The 19,402-nt window shown below is 70.4% G+C and carries 13 protein-coding genes; 7 read left to right on the top strand and 6 right to left on the bottom strand.

Annotated features, from left to right (window positions below):
- Positions 1-2 precede the first annotated feature (2 nt).
- A complete protein-coding gene (locus ACP4E5_RS33060; protein WP_425835154.1) occupies positions 3-2,693 on the top strand; it encodes an ATP-dependent RNA helicase in 2,691 nt (896 codons plus the stop codon).
- Here ACP4E5_RS33060 and pgfA read toward each other — a convergent pair.
- The 3 genes from pgfA to ACP4E5_RS33045 form a co-directional block, all read right to left on the bottom strand.
- Entirely contained in the window at positions 2,683-3,687 is a 1,005-nt protein-coding gene (gene pgfA / locus ACP4E5_RS33055; protein WP_425835152.1) for a cell envelope lipid trafficking protein PgfA, read from the bottom strand. The genes ACP4E5_RS33060 and pgfA overlap by 11 nt on opposite strands.
- Positions 3,688-3,726: 39 nt before the next feature.
- Entirely contained in the window at positions 3,727-3,861 is a 135-nt protein-coding gene (locus tag ACP4E5_RS33050; protein WP_266720761.1) for an SPW_0924 family protein, read from the bottom strand.
- Between the two features lie 169 nt (positions 3,862-4,030).
- Entirely contained in the window at positions 4,031-5,758 is a 1,728-nt protein-coding gene (locus tag ACP4E5_RS33045; protein ID WP_425835150.1) for a lytic transglycosylase domain-containing protein, read from the bottom strand.
- A 180-nt stretch (positions 5,759-5,938) separates the two neighbouring features.
- Here ACP4E5_RS33045 and ACP4E5_RS33040 point away from each other — a divergent pair, with 180 nt between their 5' ends.
- Positions 5,939-6,760: a DUF4184 family protein gene (locus ACP4E5_RS33040; protein ID WP_425835148.1), complete on the top strand. Its 822-nt coding sequence runs from the start codon at positions 5,939-5,941 to the stop codon at positions 6,758-6,760.
- A gap of 82 nt (positions 6,761-6,842) precedes the next feature.
- Here ACP4E5_RS33040 and polA read toward each other — a convergent pair whose 3' ends face one another.
- Both polA and ACP4E5_RS33030 read right to left on the bottom strand, forming a co-directional pair.
- Positions 6,843-9,512 carry a DNA polymerase I gene (gene polA / locus ACP4E5_RS33035; protein ID WP_425841827.1) on the bottom strand — a complete coding sequence of 890 codons (2,670 nt, stop codon included), beginning with the start codon at positions 9,510-9,512 and terminating at the stop codon, positions 6,843-6,845.
- A gap of 163 nt (positions 9,513-9,675) precedes the next feature.
- Positions 9,676-10,749, bottom strand: coding sequence for an IS110 family RNA-guided transposase (locus tag ACP4E5_RS33030; protein WP_425824813.1), 1,074 nt, complete (start codon positions 10,747-10,749; stop codon positions 9,676-9,678).
- Positions 10,750-11,142: 393 nt separating this feature from the next.
- On the opposite strand from ACP4E5_RS33030, the gene ACP4E5_RS33025 reads away from it, so the two are divergent.
- Both ACP4E5_RS33025 and ACP4E5_RS33020 read left to right on the top strand, forming a co-directional pair.
- Positions 11,143-13,437: an FdhF/YdeP family oxidoreductase gene (locus ACP4E5_RS33025; protein ID WP_425835146.1), complete on the top strand. Its 2,295-nt coding sequence runs from the start codon at positions 11,143-11,145 to the stop codon at positions 13,435-13,437.
- A 58-nt stretch (positions 13,438-13,495) separates the two neighbouring features.
- Complete coding sequence (locus ACP4E5_RS33020; protein ID WP_425835144.1) at positions 13,496-13,966, top strand: PaaI family thioesterase; 471 nt, start codon at positions 13,496-13,498, stop codon at positions 13,964-13,966.
- Positions 13,967-13,984: 18 nt separating this feature from the next.
- Here ACP4E5_RS33020 and ACP4E5_RS33015 read toward each other — a convergent pair whose 3' ends face one another.
- Positions 13,985-15,913, bottom strand: a complete 1,929-nt coding sequence (locus tag ACP4E5_RS33015; protein WP_425835142.1) for a Xaa-Pro dipeptidyl-peptidase — start codon at positions 15,911-15,913, stop codon at positions 13,985-13,987.
- 213 nt (positions 15,914-16,126) lie between these two features.
- On the opposite strand from ACP4E5_RS33015, the gene ACP4E5_RS33010 reads away from it, so the two are divergent.
- From ACP4E5_RS33010 to ACP4E5_RS33000, 3 genes are all read left to right on the top strand, one after another.
- Entirely contained in the window at positions 16,127-16,735 is a 609-nt protein-coding gene (locus ACP4E5_RS33010; protein ID WP_425835140.1) for a hypothetical protein, read from the top strand.
- Between the two features lie 356 nt (positions 16,736-17,091).
- Positions 17,092-18,324 (top strand): branched-chain amino acid ABC transporter substrate-binding protein, encoded by a 1,233-nt coding sequence (locus ACP4E5_RS33005; RefSeq protein ID WP_425841824.1) that lies wholly within the window; start codon positions 17,092-17,094, stop codon positions 18,322-18,324.
- Positions 18,325-18,470: 146 nt separating this feature from the next.
- Complete coding sequence (locus ACP4E5_RS33000) at positions 18,471-19,397, top strand: branched-chain amino acid ABC transporter permease (RefSeq protein WP_425835138.1); 927 nt, start codon at positions 18,471-18,473, stop codon at positions 19,395-19,397.
- Positions 19,398-19,402 lie beyond the last annotated feature (5 nt).

Genomic DNA, 19,402 nt, shown 5'->3' with positions numbered 1-19,402 from the left:
GTGTGACCTCACCCTCCTCACCCTCTTCACCCCCTTCTCTTCGTTACGACGCGCTGCACGCCCTTCCCGTACGGTCCGCGCTGCCCGCGCTGCGCTCCGCTCTCGACGGTGCCGGGGTCGCGGTGCTCGTGGCGCCGCCCGGCACCGGCAAGACGACGCTCGTACCGCTGGTGCTGGCCGGGCTGCTCGACGAGGACGCTCCCGTACGTCGTGTGGTGGTCGCCGAGCCGCGACGGATCGCGGCCCGGGCGGCGGCGCGGCGGATGGCGTGGCTGCTCGGCGAGAAGGTCGGGGAGCGGGTCGGCTACACGGTGCGCGGCGAGCGCGTCGTCGGGCCGCGCACCCGCGTCGAGGTGGTCACGACGGGGGTGCTGCTGCAACGGCTGCAACGGGACCAGGAGTTGAACGGCGTCGATGCCGTGATGCTCGACGAGGTGCACGAGCGGCACCTGGACGCGGACACCGTGGCCGCCTTTCTGTGGGACGTACGGGAGGCGTTGCGGCCGGAGCTGAAGCTGGTCGCGGCGTCCGCGACGACGGATTCCGAGGCGTGGGCGTCGCTGCTCGGGGGCGCTCCGGTCGTCGAGGCCGAGGGCGTCTCGTACCCGGTGGACGTGGTGTGGGCGCCGCCCGCGCGTCCGGTGCGGCCGCCGCACGGGATGCGGGTGGATCCGGCGCTGCTCACGCATGTGGCGTCCGTGGTGCGCCGTGCGCTCGCCGAGCGGGACGGGGACGTGCTGTGTTTCCTGCCGGGCGTCGGGGAGATCGCGCGGGTGGCCGGGCAGTTGGGCGCCTTGGGCGATGTGGACGTGTTGCAGGTGCACGGGCGGGCGCCGGCCGCCGTGCAGGACGCGGTGCTCGCGGCGGGGGCGCGGCGGCGGGTGGTGCTCGCCACGGCCGTCGCCGAGTCGTCGTTGACCGTGCCGGGGGTGCGGGTCGTCGTGGACGCGGGGCTCGCCAGGGAGCCGCGGGTGGACCACGCGCGCGGGTTGAGCGCACTGACGACCGTACGGGCCTCGCGGGCGGCCGGGACGCAGCGGGCGGGGCGGGCCGGGCGTGAGGCGCCGGGAGTGGTGTACCGGTGCTGGGAGGAGGCGGAGGACGGGCGGCTCGCGCGCTTCCCCTCGCCGGAGATCAAGGTGGCCGACCTGACGGCGTTCGCGCTTCAGGTGGCGTGCTGGGGCGCCCCGGACGCGTCGGGGCTCGCGCTGCTGGACGCGCCTCCCGGTGGGGCGATGGCGGCGGCGCGGTCCGCTCTGGCCGCGGTGGGTGCGGTCGACGGGGATTCAGGGAGGGCCACCGCGCGGGGTGGCCGGTTGGCCGGGCTCGGGCTGCATCCCCGCCTTGGACGTGCCCTGGTGGATGCGGCTCCCGTGGTGGGCGCGCAGCGGGCGGCCGAGGTGGTGGCACTGCTGAGCGAGGAGCCGCCGCGGGAGTACGGGGATGATCTTGGCGGGGCGTTGCGTTCCGCTCGGCGGGGGCGTGACGCATATGCCGGGCGGTGGGCACGTGAGGTTCGGCGGCTGGCCCGTCTGGTCTCGGGGTCCGCGCCTTCGGCGCGGGAGACGACCCACCCACCCACCCGAAACGCCGCATTGGACGACCCGGCCGGCGGGACCGGGGGCGGGGTCGGCCGCGGCACCGGGGGCAGTACCGGGGCGGGGGTCGACGGCGGCAGAAGCTCCAGCTCCAGCTCCAGCTCCAGCTCCAGCTCCAGCAGCGACGATCACGTCGTCGGGACCGTCGCCGCGCTCGCCTTCCCCGAGCGGGTTGCCCGGCGCCTCGGTGGGTCGCTGCTCATGGTGTCGGGCACCCGCGCCGACGTTTCCGACGGGTCCGCCCTGCGGGACGCCGAGTGGGTCGCCGTGGCCGTCGCCGACCGGCCCGTGGGGGCCGGGCACGCGCGCGTGCGGCTCGGCGCGGTCGTGGACGAGGAGACCGCGCGCCGGGCCGCCGCGCCACTGCTCCACGAGGGCGACGAAGTGGCGTGGGCGGACGGCGAGTTGGTGGCCCGGCACGTCACCCGGCTCGGCGCCGTCGAACTCGCCGTACGGCCGCTCAAGAACCCCGCCCCCGGCCTCGTACGGGACGCTCTGCTGGAAGGGCTGCGGCGCGAGGGGCTCGGGTTGCTGCGGTGGAGCAAGGACGCCGTGGCGCTGCGGGAGCGGCTGGCGTTTCTGCGGCGGCACGTCGGGGAGCCGTGGCCGGACGTGAGCGACGACGCGCTGCACGCGCGCGTGAACGAATGGCTGGAGCCGGAGTTGAGCGCGGCGCGGCGCCGGGCGGACCTCGGGCGGATCGACGCCGGGGAGGCGTTGAAGCGGCTGTTGCCGTGGGCGGGCGGTCAGGCCGCGCGCCTTGACGAGCTGGCGCCGGAGCGGCTCGCCGTGCCGAGCGGCTCGCGGGTGCGGCTCGACTACTCCGATCCCGAACAGCCCGTGCTCGCCGTGAAGTTGCAGGAGATGTTCGGGCTGCGCGAGACGCCGCGCGTGGCGGGGGTGCCGGTGCTCGTGCATCTGCTGTCGCCGGCCGGGCGGCCCGCGGCCGTCACCGCGGACCTGGCGTCGTTCTGGGGCGACGGCTACCGCTCCGTACGAGCCGATCTGCGCGGCCGCTACCCCAAGCATCCGTGGCCGGAGGACCCGGCGGCGGCCGAGCCCACGCGGCACACGAACGCCCGCCTCAGACGCTGACCGGGTCGGGCTCCGGCTCGGCCACCGGTGTCTCCTCCGGCTCGCCGGGGCGCCGGCTGCGCGCCTCCAGCCACAGCGAGAGCGCGAGCAGCAGCGCGCCGAGGATCAGGAAGCCCCACGGCAGGTACGAGGTCAGCAGCAGGACCAGGACGCGCTGGGACTTGACCAGGTCGACCGTCGACTTGATGAAGTCGGGGCGCATCTTGACGTGTCCGGCGAACGCGGTGATCTTCTTGTCGGGATCACTGGCGAGGAGCGTGCCGCCGCGCATCTGCTCCTTGTGGATCTCCTCGCCGTACACGGGGGCACCGGTTGTCGGGTCGACCCAGAACTTGCGGACCGTCGTGTAGTACATCTTCGTGCCGGTCTTGGCGACGGACTCCGGGGTGATGCCCTTGACGGGGAGCTTCTTCGGGAAGGGGACCTGCGTCCACGGGATGGTCTGCTCGAAGTAGTAGACGCTCAGGCCGTGGAAGTTCTGCGTGCCCTTGTAGTGGATGGGCCGAGTGACGCGGGCGCGGGCGTCGAAGTACTCGTAGTCCCGCTTTTCCGTCAGGAAAGGCCACTTGAACTCGATGCCCTGGCGCTTGACCGGGTCGCCGTCGACCGACTCACCCTTGGCGTGCACGGGGGCGGAGCTGTGGGCGTCGAAGATGTAGCGCTCGGGGATCTGGGAGACCATCTTGCCGTCGGGCCCCACCACGTAGGTGAGGCCGTCCCAGACGACGACGTCGCGTCCGGCGGTCTTCTCCACCTTGTTCGACTCTTCGACGTTGCCTTTGAGCGTCTGCACGATGCTGAGCTTGGGGACCTTCTTCTCCTTCATGGTCCCGTAGTCGACAAGGGTCGCGTTCTTCGCCTCCAGGACCATCGTCTGGTACTGGCTCGGTGGGATTTTCGCGAGGCGCGGGAACGCGTACCAGCGCATCAGCGGGGACATCGCCGTGAAGAACACGGCGAAGGCGAGCAGGATCAGGCTGGCCTTGCGGCGCATCGCGGCGGCCCTCCTCAGCTACGGGCGTGGCTCGGGCTCTTACGGGTGTTTGGGTACGGAGTGCAGCAGCGGTTTCGGGGACGTCTCGCCCGGCGGCGCACCGACCGCGGTCATGGTGAGGACCAGGGCGAGCGCCGCGGCGAGACCGATCGCGGCGGCGACGAGAGCGCGCATGTCCGACCTCCCTGCAGCCTTGCGGCACACGGAATCTGATGAGGCGTCAGGCCTCTGGGTCGGTGCACCGTAGCAACGCGGAGCGGGAATGAGAACACGTTGTACGGGACGTAGTTGAGCCCCCGACCATGTGCGGTCGGGGGCTCGACTCGGGTCCGTGCGGCAGGCGTTACGCGGCGGGTTTCGCGGTCACCGTCAGCTCCACGTCGGTCGTCGCGCCGCCTGTCGTGACGACGTGCAGCCAGAACGTGCCGGTCGTGTCGTCCGCGTACAGCTTCGGCAGCGTGAGGTTCCCGGCGGCGTCCGCCTTGAGGCCCTTCAGGGTGTGGATCGTCTTACCGGCCGCGTCCTTGAAGTAGGGGCCCTTGTCCGCCTCGGTCGTGTCGTCCTTGGACTTGACGAGGCTCGCGGTCGCGGTGACCCCGTCGGCCGCGGCGCCGTTGTACGTGGCCTTCAGCTCGACGGCCTTGTCGAAGGTGCCGCCGGCCTCACAGGTCAGATCCTCGCTGCCGACGCGGACCAGCTTGTCGGCGCGCGCGGTGACCGTCGCCGTGTGGTCGAGGCCGGCGACATTGCGGCCGACGACGGTGGCGCGGACCTTGAACTGACCGGTCTTCTTCCCCGCCTTGAAGGCCGGGGCGGTGGCCACGCCGGAGCCGTTCGTGGAGACGGTGGCAGTGGTGCCGCCGGCCGTGAACGTGGCGTCCGTGTCGCCGACGATCGCGAAGCGGATCTTCGCGGAGCCGACGGCGGAGCCCGCCGCGTTCTTCGCCTTGACCTTGACCCGCTCGCTGAAGGAGTCGTCCTGCAGCGCAGCGAGGTTGCCGGTGCCCGCGTCGGCGAGCTTGGTGACCGACTGGGTGGGCGTGGGGGTCGGCGTCGGGGTGGGGCTCGTGGTGGGCGGCGAGGTGGTGCCCCCGCCCCCGCCGGGGCTGGTCGAACCGCCGCCGCCGGACGGGGTCTTGGGCGGCTTCTTGGACGGGTCCTTCGTGGTGGGTGAGTCCGACGGGCGGTCGGAGTTCCGGTGGGTGGGGGTCTGCGAGGGGCTCGCGCCGCCGGTACCGCTGCTGCTCGGGTGCCTGGGCAGCACGCCGGTGCCGTCGGGGACCGAGTGGGAGTTCTTGCGGTAGAACTCCAGCCACTTCAGGACGGTGGAGAGGTAGTCCGAGGAGTTGTTGTAGCTGAGGATCGCCTTGTTGAGGTCCAGGGCGTTCGACAGGTCGCGGTCGGCGCGGCACAGGTAGTGGCCCGCGGCGAGGGCGGCGTCGTAGACGTTGTTGGGGTCCTTCTTGCCGTCGCCGTTGCCGTCCCGGCCCGCCCACTCCCAGGTGGAGGGGATGAACTGCATGGGCCCCACCGCCCGGTCGTGGGTGGTGTCGCCGTCGTAGGAGCCGCCGTCGGTGTCGGTGATCTTCGCGAAGCCGTTGCCGTCGAGGGGCGGGCCGAGGATCGCGTGGAGCGTCGTGCCGTCCGCGTCGACGTCGCCGCCGCGGGCCTGGCCCGACTCGACCTTGCCGATCGCGGCGAGCAGCTGCCAGTCCAGATTGCAGCCGGGCTTCGTGGTGCCTATCTCGGCGGCGGCCTTCTTGTAGGCGTCGAGGACGGTCGCGGGTATGCCGGAGTCCTCGCCGCTCTTCCCGCCCGAACCGCCCGTACCGGGCGCGGCGGTCGGGTCGTCGGTGGGGCTGTCCAGCGGGGGCAGATCGGTGTAGTAGTCCGGGCCCGTCGCCGAGTTCGGCGGATCGTCGCCGGACCTGTCCGCCGCGGAGTTGCCGCTGTCCGTGTGCGAGGGGCTCACGCCGGGTGCCTGGGACGCGGACAGGGCCGCCACCGCCGCGGCTGCGACCGCGGCCGTCATGACTCCCCTGCGCAGTCGCCTGCCGAATACCGCCGCCATTGCGCGAGCCCTCCCCTTGTCGCCGCTACCGACCCGCGCGCTCCCCCAGCGTGCGGATCCCGCCGACCCTACGACAACTTCCGCCGCACAGACACCCGTTCGTGCCCGGTATCGAACGATTGCGCCACTAAGAATGCCGTACGATTCCACGCTCGCACGTACGGGACAACAGGGGGACACGTGCCGTTCACCATCAGCCATGCCGCGGCCGTGCTGCCTTTTGTGCGGCGGGACGGTGCGGGCCGGGGGCCGCTCGTTCCCTCGCTGCTCGTCGCGGGGTCGTTCGCGCCCGACCTCACGTACTACGCGGCGGGCGCGCTGCCGGGGGCCATGGAATTCGGCGCGTTCACGCACTCGTTCACGGGTGTGTTCACCGTGGACGTGGGGCTCGCGCTCATGGTCGTCGCCCTGTGGCGGCTGATCCGGGACCCGGTGCTCGGCCTTGTACCGGGGCGGGTGCGGGGGCGGCTGGCGGCCGTGGTCCGGCCACGGCCGCGTACGGGGTGGTGGCCGCTGTGGTGGTACGTCTCCGCGTCGCTCGGCGCCACGACCCACGTCGTGTGGGACGCCTTCACGCACCCGGACCGCTGGGGCCTGCGCCTCTTCCCCGTCCTCGGCGAGACGTTCGCCGGCTCCCCGCTCTACTGGTACGTCCAGTACGCCGGTTCGGCCGCCGCGCTCCTCGTGCTCGCGGTGTTCGCGTGGTGGACGGTACGGGCCGCTGACCCGGTCCCGGCCCCGCCCACCGGGGAACGGTGGCTCGCGTGGCCCCTGATCGCGGTCTGCGCGTGCGCGGCCGGAACGCTGCGGGTGGCGCGCTGGCTGTCGTACGTGAACGGGTCGGGCCTGACGTGGCAACCGTGGGAACTCGTCCCGGCTTTGTGCTTCGGGGCGGGAGCGGGGGCGGGCCTGGGAGTTGCGCTGTACGCGCTTGCGAGCCACACATGGCGCCCTCAGTCCCCGCCGACGAGTGCGGCCAAATCAAGCCCCGCCGGCGATTGAGGCGCGGGGTCCGGGGCAGAGCCCCGCGACGTGAGCCGGGTGCGGGCCGCGACAACGCCCCCCGCACCCGGCCGACCAGGCCCTAGTGGGCCGCGGACTCCCAGTCCGCGCCCAGCCCCACCGAGACATCCAGCGGGGCCCGCAACCGCACGGCCCCGGCCATCTCGCGGCGAACCAGCTCCTCCGCCGCCGCGGCCTCCCCCGGCGCGATCTCCAGCACGATTTCGTCGTGGACCTGGAGCAGCATCCGGGACTTGAGCTTCGCCTCCGTGAGCGCCTTGTCGACGTTCAGCATCGCGATCTTCACGATGTCGGCCGCCGTGCCCTGGATCGGCGCGTTGAGCGCCATCCGCTCGGCCATCTCGCGGCGCTGCCGGTTGTCCGAGTTCAGGTCCGGCAGGTAGCGGCGGCGCCCCAGCATCGTCTCGGTGTACCCGGTGGCGCGCGCCTCGTCGACGGCCCGCCGCAGGTAGTCCCGTACGCCGCCGAACCGCTCGAAGTACGTGTCCATCAGGCCGCGCGCCTCGCCCGGGTCGATGCCCAGCTGACCGGAGAGGCCGAAGGCGGAGAGGCCGTACGCGAGCCCGTACGACATCGCCTTGATCTTGCGGCGCATCTCCGCGTCGACCGCGTCCCGCTCCACGCCGAAGACCTGCGAGGCCACCGTGGTGTGCAGGTCCTCGCCGGAGTTGAAGGCCTCCAGGAGGCCCTCGTCCTCCGACAGGTGAGCCATGACGCGCAGTTCGATCTGGCTGTAGTCGGCCGTCATCAGCGACTCGTAGCCCTCACCCACCACGAATCCCCGCCGGATGGCGCGGCCCTCGTCGGTGCGGACCGGGATGTTCTGCAGGTTCGGGTCGGTCGACGACAGTCGTCCCGTCGCCGCCACCGTCTGGTTGAACGTGGTGTGGATGCGGCCGTCCGCCGCGATCGTCTTGATCAGGCCCTCGACGGTGACGCGGAGCTTGGCCTGCTCACGGTGGCGCAGCATGATCACGGGGAGTTCGTGGTCGGTCTGCGTGGCCAGCCAGGCGAGTGCGTCGGCGTCCGTCGTGTAACCGGTCTTGGTCTTCTTCGTCTTCGGGAGGTCGAGTTCCTCGAAGAAGACGGCCTGAAGCTGCTTGGGAGAGCCGAGGTTGAACTCGTGGCCCACCGCGTCGTGCGCCTCCTTCACCGCCTGCTGCACGGCGCCCGCGAACATCTGCTCCATCGACTCCAGGTGGGCGCGGTCGGCCGCGATGCCGTGCCGCTCCAGGCGGGCGAGGAGCGTGGACGTGGGCAGCTCGATGTCGGTGAGCAGATCGGCCGCGCCGACCTCCTTCAGGCGCGTACCGAAGGCCTCGCCCAGGTCGAGGATCGCGCGGGCCTGCACCATGAGCGCGTCGGCCTCGGCCTGGTCGTCCTCGTCGGTACCGAACGCGAGCTGGCCGTCGGCCGCGCCGGCCGGGGCCAGCTCGCGGCCCAGGTACTCCAGGGACAGCGCGTCGAGCGCGAAGGAGCGGCGGCCCGGCTTGACCAGGTACGCGGCGAGCGCCGTGTCCATGGTGATGCCGTCGACACTCCAGCCGTGCTCGGCGAAGACGCGCATGACCGCCTTGGCGTTGTGCAGCACCTTCGGCTTCTTCGCGTCGGCGAGCCACGCGGCGAACGCCTTCTCGTCGGCCTCGTCCAGCGTCGACGGGTCGAACCAGGCGGCCTCTCCCCCGGCGGCGGCCAGCGCGACCTCGGTGACCGAGCCCGTGCCCAGCGACCAGGTGTCGACGGACGCCAGGCCCAGGACCGCCTTGCCGTGCTCGGCCAGCCACGGGGCGACCTCGCCCGTCGCCAGCACCTTCCCGTCGAGCTCGACGCCCGGCTCGGCCGGGGTCTCCTCGGCCTCGGCGGCCCCCGGGTCGACGGCGAACAGGCGCTCGCGCAGCGACGGGTTACGGATCTCCAGCGTGTCCAGGATCATCGCGATCGCCGTACGGTCGTACGCCTCGCGCCCCAGGTCGGCGACCGTCTTCGGCAGCTCGACGTCACGCACCATCTCGGTCAGCCGCCGGTTCAGCTTCACGGCCTCGATGTGGTCCCGGAAGTTCTGCCCCGCCTTGCCCTTGACCTCCTCGGCGCGCTCGACCAACTCCGCGAACGAACCGAACTGGTTGATCCACTTCGCGGCCGTCTTCTCGCCGACTCCGGGGATGCCCGGCAGGTTGTCCGACGGGTCGCCGCGCAGCGCCGCGAAGTCCGGGTACTGGGCCGGCGTGAGCCCGTACTTCTCCTCGACCTTCTCCGGCGTGAAGCGGGTCAGCTCGGAGACGCCCTTGGTGGGGTACAGCACCGTCACGTTCTCCGAGACGAGCTGGAACGAGTCCCGGTCGCCGGTGACGATGAGGACCTCGAAGCCGGCGGCCTCGGCCTGCGTGGCGAGCGTGGCGATGACGTCGTCGGCCTCGAAGCCGTCGACCGCGAAGCGCGGCGTGTGCATCGCGTCGAGCAGCTCGCCGATCAGCTCGACCTGCCCCTTGAACTCGTCCGGCGTCTTCGAGCGGTTCGCCTTGTACTCGGTGAACTCCTCGGAGCGCCACGTCTTGCGGGACACGTCGAACGCCACCGCGAAGTGCGTCGGCTCCTCGTCGCGCAGCGTGTTCGCCAGCATCGACGCGAAACCGTAGATCGCGTTCGTCGGCTGGCCCGTCGCCGTCGTGAAGTTCTCCGCGGGCAGCGCGAAGAATGCCCGGTACGCCAGCGAGTGCCCGTCCATGAGCATCAGGCGGGGACGCCCGCCCGAGCTGCCGTCTGCCGCCTTCGCCACCGGATCCACCGTCTTCTGCGTCGTCTTTGGCGTATTCGCTGCTGCTTTCTCTGCCACGCCCACGATCCTGCCACGCCCCACTGACAGCGCGGCCCACCCCGGACCGGCACGGACTCTCCTATGATGCGCAAGTCGATGGGGGTGGGCTGTCGGCTCTGTTGAGATGGCGGTAGATCTGGCGTGCGAGATAGCGCTTTAGGCTCCGCCGAATCTCCTTGCTGGTGCGGCCTTCAGCGGTCCGGCGTTCGACGTATGCGCGGGTGTCGGAGTCGTGGATCATGCGGCTGACTGTGGCCATGTGCAGGGCTCGGTTCAGGCGTCTGTCTCCACCGCGGTTGAGTCGGTGGCGCACGGTGTTCCCCGAGGAGGCAGGGATCGGGTTCACGCCGGCCAGGCAGGCGAAGGCGGCTTCGGAACGCACCCGCCCGTGGTGGGACCAGGCCGTCATCACGACAGCTGCGGTGACGGGCCCGATCCCGGGTTTGTCCAGCAGCCCCGCGGCCGGCGTTGCCCGCACCAACGCTGTCATCGACTTCACGTTGGCGCTCAGTTCCTCGTCGAGGGCGACGATGCGCTTGGCCAGGCGCATGGCTTCCGCCCGAGCAGCCATCGCTGCGACAGGCTCTTCGCGGGTGCGCCAGCGGGAGATTTCGAGAATTTGCCGACCGTTTAGTGCCCGACGCCCATCGATGCCGAGGTCCACGGCCCGGACCAATGCGTTCAGCGCGTTGACGTGCGCGGTCCGCTCGTCAGTCATCTGGTCTCTGGCAGTCACCAGAACGCGTAACGCGGCGCGTTCTCCCTCGTCGGCGCGAGGGTGGCGCAGCTCGTGCTCCTCGAGCGGGAGCGCGGCCTCGGCCATGCGCCGTGCGTCGATCGGGTCGGACTTGCCCTTGCCGCGATGTACCCCCATCCGAGGTGCTTCGATGACCTGGTAGCCGGCGTCGGCGACGGTGCGGGCGAACTGAGCGCCGTAGGTCGCGATGCATTCCATGACCCATAGTGCGGTGAGGTCGCCGCCGGTGCGGCGAGCGGCCCAGGCAACCGCCCGGGTCATGCCGGATCTGCTGGTGGGAAACTCGGCCGTATCGAGCAGTTCGCCGGTCGGGGCGGCCAGGACGACCAGGACATGGTTGCGGGCGTGGGTGTCTACGCCGATGACGTACGGGTGGCTGTGCGCGACGATCGTCACGGTGGTCGGGTGCCTTTCCCTCCGGGGACCAACGGTTCGGCCGCTGACGGCCGGCGTCGGTCTGGGTGAGAGTCACTCCGGGCCAGGACTGTGACGGGCCACGCCGTGAACGGCGGGCAATCTCCTGATCAGGACACCGAGGTGGGCCAGAGCGGCGTCGGCTCCCACCACGTCGGACAAGTCCATGCGAAGGCACCTTCTGAGGGCCACCGTTGACAAGAGTCACGACACGGCGGGACGACCGACACCACCCTGGCAGCCGATCCCAGACCGGCCACCCCGAGTCTCACAGGCGTTGTCACACCCCCGTGCGAAGATCGGAGACGTAGCTCACAGCACCGCACGGCAGGACGCACAGCAGCATCGCAGGACCGCTCAAAGGGGAGCCGAACCATGGCAAGCAAGCCGCCCGCATCCGACCCGGTACAGGACGCGCCGCAGGTCGCGGCGCCGCAGCACCATGCCGCCGGGCTCCCCGCCGTGAAGCACTCGCTCAAGATGGCCCGCGAGCAGATGGGCGTGAAGCGGACCGCGCTGACGCTGCTGCGCGTCAACCAGAAGGACGGCTTCGACTGCCCCGGCTGTGCCTGGCCCGAGCCGGAGCACCGGCACGCGGCGGAATTCTGTGAGAACGGCGCGAAGGCGGTCGCCGAGGAGGCCACCCTGCGCCGGGTGACGCCGGAGTTCTTCGCCGCGCACCCGGTCTCCGACCTGGCGACGCGCTCCGGGTACTGGCTGGGCCAGCAGGGCCGGCTCACCCACCCCATGCTTCTGGAGAAGGGGGCTCCGGACGGGGGAGGCACCCACTACGAGCCCGTCTCGTGGGAGCGCGCCTTCGACATCATCGGTGAGGAACTCGAAGCGCTCACCTCGCCCGACGAGGCCGTCTTCTACACGTCGGGGCGCACGAGCAATGAGGCGGCGTTCCTGTACCAACTGTTCGCCCGCGAGTTCGGCACGAACAACCTGCCCGACTGTTCGAACATGTGCCACGAGTCGTCCGGCTCGGCGCTCACGGAGACCATCGGCGTCGGCAAGGGCAGCGTCCTCCTGGAGGACCTCTACAAGTCGGACCTGATCATCGTCGCCGGGCAGAACCCGGGCACGAACCATCCGCGCATGCTGTCCGCCCTGGAGAAGGCGAAGGCCGGCGGCGCGAAGATCATTTCCATCAATCCGCTGCCGGAGGCGGGGCTCGAGAGGTTCAAGAACCCGCAGACGCCGAAGGGCCTCACCAAGGGCGCCGCTCTCAACGATCTGTTCCTGCAGATCCGCCTCGGCGGCGACCAGGCCCTCTTCCGCCTCCTCAACAAGATGATCCTGGAGACAGAGGGCGCCACCGACGACGCCTTCGTCGCCGAGCACACCCACGGCTACGAGGAGTTCGCGAAGGCCGCCCGCGCCGCCGACTGGGACGAGGCCCTCGCCGCGACCGGCCTGTCCCGCGCCGACATCGAGCGCGCCCTGGAAATGGTCCTCGCCTCCAAGCGCACCGTCGTGTGCTGGGCCATGGGCCTCACCCAGCACAAGCACTCCGTGCCGACGATCCGCGAAGTGGTCAACTTCCTGCTGCTGCGCGGCAACATCGGGCGGGCCGGCGCCGGCGTGTGCCCGGTGCGCGGCCACTCGAACGTGCAGGGCGACCGCACCATGGGCATCTTCGAGCGCCCCGCCCCCGCGTTCCTGGACGCCCTGGAGAAGGAGTTCGGTTTCGCCCCGCCGCGCGAGCACGGCTTCGACGTCGTACGCGCCATCCGCGCCCTGCGCGACGGGCAGGCGAAGGTCTTCTTCGCCATGGGTGGCAACTTCGTCTCGGCGTCCCCCGACACCGAGGTCACCGAGGCGGCGATGCGCCGCGCCCGCCTCACCGTGCACGTCTCCACGAAGCTGAACCGCTCGCACACCGTCACCGGCGCCCGCGCGCTGATCCTGCCGACGCTCGGGCGCACCGAGCGCGACCTCCAGGGCGGCGGCGAGCAGTTCGTGACCGTCGAGGACTCCATGGGCATGGTGCACGCCTCCCGCGGCCGCCTCGACCCGGCGAGCCGGCACCTGCTGTCCGAGCCGGCCATCGTCGCCCGCCTCGCCCGCCGCGTCCTCGGCCCCGAATCGGCCACGCCCTGGGAGGAGTTCGAGAAGGACTACGCGACGATCCGCGACCGCATCGCGCGCGTGGTCCCCGGCTTCGAGGACTTCAACACGAAGGTCGCCGACCCGGCCGGCTTCGCGCTCCCGCACGCCCCGCGCGACGAGCGCCGCTTCCCCACCGCCACCGGCAAGGCCAACTTCACGGCCGCGCCCGTCGAGTACCCGCGCGTCCCCGAGGGCCGCCTGCTGTTGCAGACGCTGCGCTCCCACGACCAGTACAACACCACGATCTACGGCCTCGACGACCGCTACCGCGGCATCCGGAACGGCCGCCGTGTCGTCCTCGTCAACGCCGACGACGCCAAGGACCTCGACCTCGCCGAGGGCTCCTACGTGGACCTCGTGAGCGAGTGGGAGGACGGTGTCGAGCGGCGCGCGCCCGGCTTCCGTGTCGTGCACTATCCGACGGCCCGCGGCTGCGCGGCCGCCTACTACCCGGAGACGAACGTGCTGGTGCCGCTGGACGCCACCGCGGACACCAGCAACACACCCGCGAGCAAGTCCGTCGTGGTCCGCCTGGAACAATCCAGCACCGACTGAGCGTTTGCTCAGCCACCTAGACGACTCAAGCAAGGCACGACGAACGGAGCCGGGCGCCATGGGCGAGCAGAACCACACGCAGTTCCCGCAGCAGGTCATCGACGAGTACGCGGCGCTCGGCATCGACCTCGTCGCCCTGTTCTCCGCCGGGCACCTCGGCACGCGCATGGGCATCGAGATGAAGGAGGCCTCGGCCGAGCGCGTCGTCGGCACCATGCCCGTGGAGGGCAACACCCAGCCCTACGGGCTGCTCCACGGCGGCGCCTCCGCCGTGCTCGCCGAGACCCTCGGCTCCGTCGGCGCGATGCTGCACGGCGGCAGCGGGAAGATCGCCGTCGGCGTCGACCTGAACTGCACGCACCACCGCGGCGCCCGCTCCGGCCTCGTCACCGGCGTCGCGACACCGCTGCACCGCGGCCGCTCCACGGCGACGTACGAGATCGTCATCACCGACGAGCAGGACAGACGGGTCTGCTCGGCCCGTCTGACCTGCATGCTCAAGGAAGTTCCGGACGCGCCCACCGCGTAGCGGAGGACGGCGGGGCGCCTACCGCTTCGTCGTGGGCGCCACCGGCAGCGTCACCGAGCTGTCCCCGGCGCGGACGGTCATCCTCGTGCCCGCCGGGTAGCGCAGCGTGTAGTCGTGGTCGGTGGAGATCAGGACGACGCCGAGCCGGTGCCCGGCCTTGAAGACGTAGTCCTCGGGCTGCATGTCCCAGCGCAGCCGGTACTCGCGGCCCTCGACGACCTTGGACTGGTGCTCGTACGACGTCCGGTTCCGGGCGTCCAGCCAGCCCCGCGTCACGATCTTGTAGTCGGCGGTCTCGGTGCGGTGCTTCGTGCGGTACGCGCAGCCCGTCTCACCGGAGAGACCCGGCACGCCCTCGCCGTAGCAGACCTGCTGCGAGGTGTCGGTGACCGTGCCCGACGTGGCCCGGGTGTCCCGCCCGTAGTCGACGAGCAGCGCGGTCACGTACGGCGACGTACCGGCCAGCGAGGCCCGCACATCGACCTGGGGCACGCCATTGAGCCGGACGTCCTTGTCGAGCGTCCCCGTCGTGTAGGCGAGCCGGTTCGGGTTCGCGGCGTCCGGCGACGTGACGAGGTTCTCCGCGGCGACCGTGCGGCCCGCGTCGGTCAGCGACTGCACACGCTCGGGCCCGGCCTTGCTCCCCAGCGTGCCGTCGGCGCGCATCCGGAGTGTCGTCGAGCGCGTGCCGGCCGCCGGCCAGTCGCTCTGCTGTTTCCAGCTGAAGTCGGCCTGCTCGACGTCGACTTGGGGCTCCTTGGTGACGCCGTTGTCGATGCCGTACAGATAGTGGTCGAACCAGTGGTGGACCTGGCTCAGCCACTCCTCCATGCGCAGCGGCATCGGATTGGTGTGCCCGGCCTGGTGCAGCCACAGCTTGCGCGGCACATGGTTCTTCTTCAGCGCCTCCCACAACTGGCCCGCGTTCTTCGTCTTCACGTTCCAGTCGTTGAGGCCGTGCACGACGAACGTCGCCGCCTTGATCCGGCCGGCGTCCTTCAGGTAGTCGCGCTCCTGCCAGTACGGCGACCAGTCCCCGGTCACCCGGTCCTGATCACGCTCCAGCGAGTCGAGCACCGGCTTGCAGATCTCACGGTCGGCCCGCGAGTACACGTACCTGGCGAGCACGTCGGTGTCCTCGCCCTGGAACGTGCCGGGCGCCACGACGCCGCCGTTCGCGCGGTAGTAGTCGTACCAGGAAGAGATCCCGGAGATCGGCACGATCGCCTTGAGCCCCTCAACCCCCGTGCTGGCGACGGCAGTCGGCAGGGTGCCGTTGTACGAGATGCCCATCATGGCGGAGTCACCGGTCGACCAGTCCGCGCGGATCGGTTCGCCGTCGGTGTCCCAGCCCTTGGCCCGGCCGTTCAGCCAGTCGATCGCGGCCTTCGCGCCGAGCGTCTCATTGCGGCCGCCCGAGGTCGGACAGCCGGTGGAGTCGCCGGTACCGAGGCTGTCGACCTCGGCCACGGCGTATCCGCGCGGCAGGAAGTAGTTGTCGTAGTACCCGCCGTACGCTACGGCCGGACCCGTCAACCCGGCCTTGCCCGCCCGCTGTTGGAACGTCCCGCCCGACTCCGGAAGCCCGTCCTCGTCCAGGTCGACGACATGGTTCGGGACATCGTTGCCACCCGCCCAGTACGGGCTCGCCTCGACGATCGTGGCGACCTTCAGGCCCGCCGTCTCCGTCTCCTTGGGCCGCAGGATCCGCATGCGCACGGTGTCGCGCTTCCCGTCACCGTCGCTGTCGACCTCCGTCTGCACGTCGACCTTCTGCAGTACGGCGTCGGCGCGCGAGAAGACGGGCTGCGTCTCACGGTCCTTGATCCTCAACTCCGCCTGCCCTGCGGAGGGTTGCACGGCATAAGCGGACGGGGCGGCGACCGCCGCCACCAGCGCGCACACCAGGGTCAGGCCAAAGCGTCTCTTGCCGGTGGATCTCACCATCGTGCCTCCAAGGGCGCGTTCGGGAGTTCACTCACGGGACGGGAGGTGACGTGAGGTATTCCACCGCGCAACGCCCTGCCGGGCCAGAGGGCGACCACCGTTTCGACCCACCGCGTACCCCACGCCTCGGGGCTCCGCCCCGGACCCCGCGCCTCAATCGCCGGCGAGGCTCCATGTGTTGGCGGAGCCCCACCCTCCGTCCTACCGTCGAGCATGACCGGCATCGGGCCCGTCGAGCCATACGAACCCGCCGACGACCACACCCTCGCACCCCACCCGGCGGACATCGTCGCCAGCTCCAACTCCCCACGCCCGTATGAACACTGGGCCGCACTGCCACCCCGCAGGCGCAGGCTCCTGATCGCGGGCCTCGCCGCCGCGGCCATCACCTCGGGCGCCCTCCTGATACCGGGACCCGACACACCCGCCCCACCACCGGCCGCACCCTGGCCATCGCAGATCACCCACCTTCACTACGAAGGCCGCGACGGCTCCTCCTTCCGGTTCACCGCACGTGTCGACGGCGACACACCCGTGACCATTCATCACATCTCGCTCACCGAACCCCAGTTGACGATCAGCACCACGCCGCGACCACCCGTGACCGTCACCCCGCACACCCCCCGCACCCTCACCGTACGAATCGACGAGCCGAACTGCTCCGCCGCGGCCCGCCCCCTCAACCTCGCCTACTTCGACCTCACCCTCGAGAACCGGCGCGGCCGGGAACAGCACAGCTTCATCTACGCCGGCACCTACCCGCACGCCCTGAGCACCCAACTCGCCCGGCGCTGCTCCCCACATGAACTCACACAGCAGTAACACTCGGTTACCTCTGCCGCAACGAAGCAATGCGAACGTCGAACCGCACACCTCTGCCCGCGACCGCGGCGAGCCCGCCGATCACCGATCTTGAGAACACCCTGCTCCCCCACGGCACTTGAGGTGATCTTGGTCGGCACCCGCCGGACCGGCACCCCGGCATAACAAGAACGTCACAGCCTCCTCCGCACCCGCTCTCCACCCTCCACCTGCGCTTATAGTCACGGCCAGTCACCGCGCCGCCGGGCGCGTTACTTGCACGGCCCCTGTACCACTCCAGTACGGCCCGGCGAGACCTACGGCCCCCGAACCCGGGAGCCGCGCCAGGGAGAGGATTGATCGTGCGACACCGTTCCTTGCTGATACTCACCACGGTGCTCACCACCGGAGCACTGACCCTCACCGCCTGCGGCTCCCGCGACGACGACGGGAAGAAGGGCGACGGTGGAGGCGGCGGCAACACGACCCTCACCATCGGCGTCGACGCCCCCCTCTCGGGTGAGAACTCCACCACCGGTCTCGGCATCCAGTACGGCTCCCAGATCGCCGTCAACGACGCCAACAAGAAGAAGACCGTCGACGGCGTCACCTTCAAGATCAAGGCCCTCGACGACAAGGCCCAGCCCGCCACCGGCCAGCAGAACGCCACCGCTCTCGTCGGCGACAAGACCGTCGTCGGCGCCGTCGGCCCCCTCAACTCCGGTGTCGCACAGTCGATGCAGCAGGTCTTCGCCTCCGCCAACATGGTGCAGATCTCGCCGTCCAACACCGACCCCTCCCTCACCCAGGGCAAGGACTGGCAGTCGGGCACCAAGAAGCGCACGTACAAGACGTACTTCCGCACCGCCACCACCGACGCCCTCCAGGGCGGATTCGCCGCCGACTACGCCTACAACTCGCTCAAGAAGAAGCAGGCCTTCGTCGTCGACGACAAGCAGACCTACGGCGCCGGCCTCGCCCGCATCTTCAAGGAGCAGTTCGTCAAGGCAGGCGGCAAGTCCGTCGGCACCGACCACATCAACACCGGGGACAAGGACTTCGCCGCCCTCGTCTCCAAGATCAAGTCGTCCAAGGCCGACATCCTCTACTACGGCGGCCAGTACGACGAATCCCAGCTGATCACCAAGCAGCTCAAGGAAGCCGGCGTCAAGATCCCGCTCATGGGCGGCGACGGCATGTACGCCACCACGTACATCGACACCGCGGGCAAGGCCGCCGAGGGCGACCTCGCCACCTCCGTCGGCGTCCCCGTCGACACCATCCCCGCCGCCAAGAGCTTCATCCAGGAGTACAAGGCCAAGGGCTACAAGGGTGACTACGGCGCCTACGGCGGCTACTCCTACGACGCCACCACCGCCATCATCAACGCGGTGAAGGCCGTCAAGGACGCCAACGGCGGCAAGCTGCCCACCGGAGACGAACTCCGCTCCAAGGTCGTCGCCGAAGTCCAGAAGTCCAACTTCGACGGCATCACCGGCAAGGTCTCCTTCGACAAGTTCGGCGACACCGGCAACAAGCAGCTGACCGTCTACCAGGTCACCAACGGCAAGTGGAAGGCCGCCAAGACCGGTACCTACGAGGAGAACTGACCCGGCCTCAGCCCACCGGCTGACCACACCCCCGGGCAGGCACCACACCACGGGCCGCGCGGCAGGACGACCCCACCGCGCGGCCCGTTCCCACACCATCCCGCACCCCCGGTGCACACCACCACCAGCGACATGGAGGCCACGCGGTGAACACCCTGCCGCAGCAGCTGGCCAACGGGCTGCTCCTCGGCTCGATGTACGGCCTGATAGCCATCGGCTACACGATGGTCTACGGCATCGTCCAGCTCATCAACTTCGCGCACGGCGAGATCTTCATGACCGGAGCCTTCGGCGCGCTCACAGTGTCCCTGATCCTTCCCTCCGGCACATCCATGTGGATCCTGCTGCCCCTGATGCTGATCGGCGGCGGACTCGTCGCCGTCCTCATCGCCGTGGGAGCGGAACGATTCGCCTACCGACCACTGCGCGGAGCCCCACGACTGGCACCGCTCATCACCGCCATCGGCCTCTCCCTCGCCCTGCAGGAAGCCGTCCGCAACTTCTACCCCGGAGCCGACCGCCCCCGCTCCTTCCCCAGCATCGGCGGCTCCCACGACCTCGGCAGCATCACCATCCAGGACGGCGACATCTTCCTCCTCGCCGCCGCCGTCCTCTGCATGAGCGGCCTTGCCCTCTTCGTCCGCCGAAGCCGCACCGGCCGAGCCATGCAGGCCACCGCCCAGGACCCCGACACCGCCCAACTCATGGGCATCGACACCAACCGCATCATCGTCATCGCCTTCGCCATCGGCGGCTTCTTCGCGGCCGTCGCCGCCATCGCCTACGGCTTCAAATACGGCAGCATCGACTACCGCATGGGCTTCCTCATGGGCCTCAAGGCCTTCACCGCCGCAGTCCTCGGCGGCATCGGCAACATCTACGGAGCCATGCTCGGCGGACTCGTCCTCGGCATCGCCGAAACCCTCGCCTCCGCCTACATCGACGGCATCCCCGGCATGCAACAACTCGGCGGCCAGACCTGGGGCAACGTCTGGGCCTTCTGCCTCCTCATCCTCGTCCTCCTCTTCAGGCCCCAAGGGCTACTCGGCGAACGCGTCGCGGACAGGGCGTGAACACC

This window comes from Streptomyces fractus (assembly GCF_049844455.1).
Lineage (GTDB): Bacteria > Actinomycetota > Actinomycetes > Streptomycetales > Streptomycetaceae > Streptomyces > Streptomyces fractus.
This window is presented reverse-complemented; position numbering and strand designations above follow the sequence as displayed.

Coding starts and splice junctions, on each gene's coding strand:
- ACP4E5_RS33025 (WP_425835146.1), top strand. CDS start 11,143: ATGGCAAGCAAGCCGCCCGCATCCGACCCGGTACAGGACGCGCCGCAG.
- ACP4E5_RS33010 (WP_425835140.1), top strand. CDS start 16,127: ATGACCGGCATCGGGCCCGTCGAGCCATACGAACCCGCCGACGACCAC.
- ACP4E5_RS33015 (WP_425835142.1), bottom strand. CDS start 15,913: ATGGTGAGATCCACCGGCAAGAGACGCTTTGGCCTGACCCTGGTGTGC.
- ACP4E5_RS33045 (WP_425835150.1), bottom strand. CDS start 5,758: ATGGCGGCGGTATTCGGCAGGCGACTGCGCAGGGGAGTCATGACGGCC.
- polA (WP_425841827.1), bottom strand. CDS start 9,512: ATGCTCATGGACGGGCACTCGCTGGCGTACCGGGCATTCTTCGCGCTG.
- ACP4E5_RS33050 (WP_266720761.1), bottom strand. CDS start 3,861: ATGCGCGCTCTCGTCGCCGCCGCGATCGGTCTCGCCGCGGCGCTCGCC.
- pgfA (WP_425835152.1), bottom strand. CDS start 3,687: ATGCGCCGCAAGGCCAGCCTGATCCTGCTCGCCTTCGCCGTGTTCTTC.
- ACP4E5_RS33020 (WP_425835144.1), top strand. CDS start 13,496: ATGGGCGAGCAGAACCACACGCAGTTCCCGCAGCAGGTCATCGACGAG.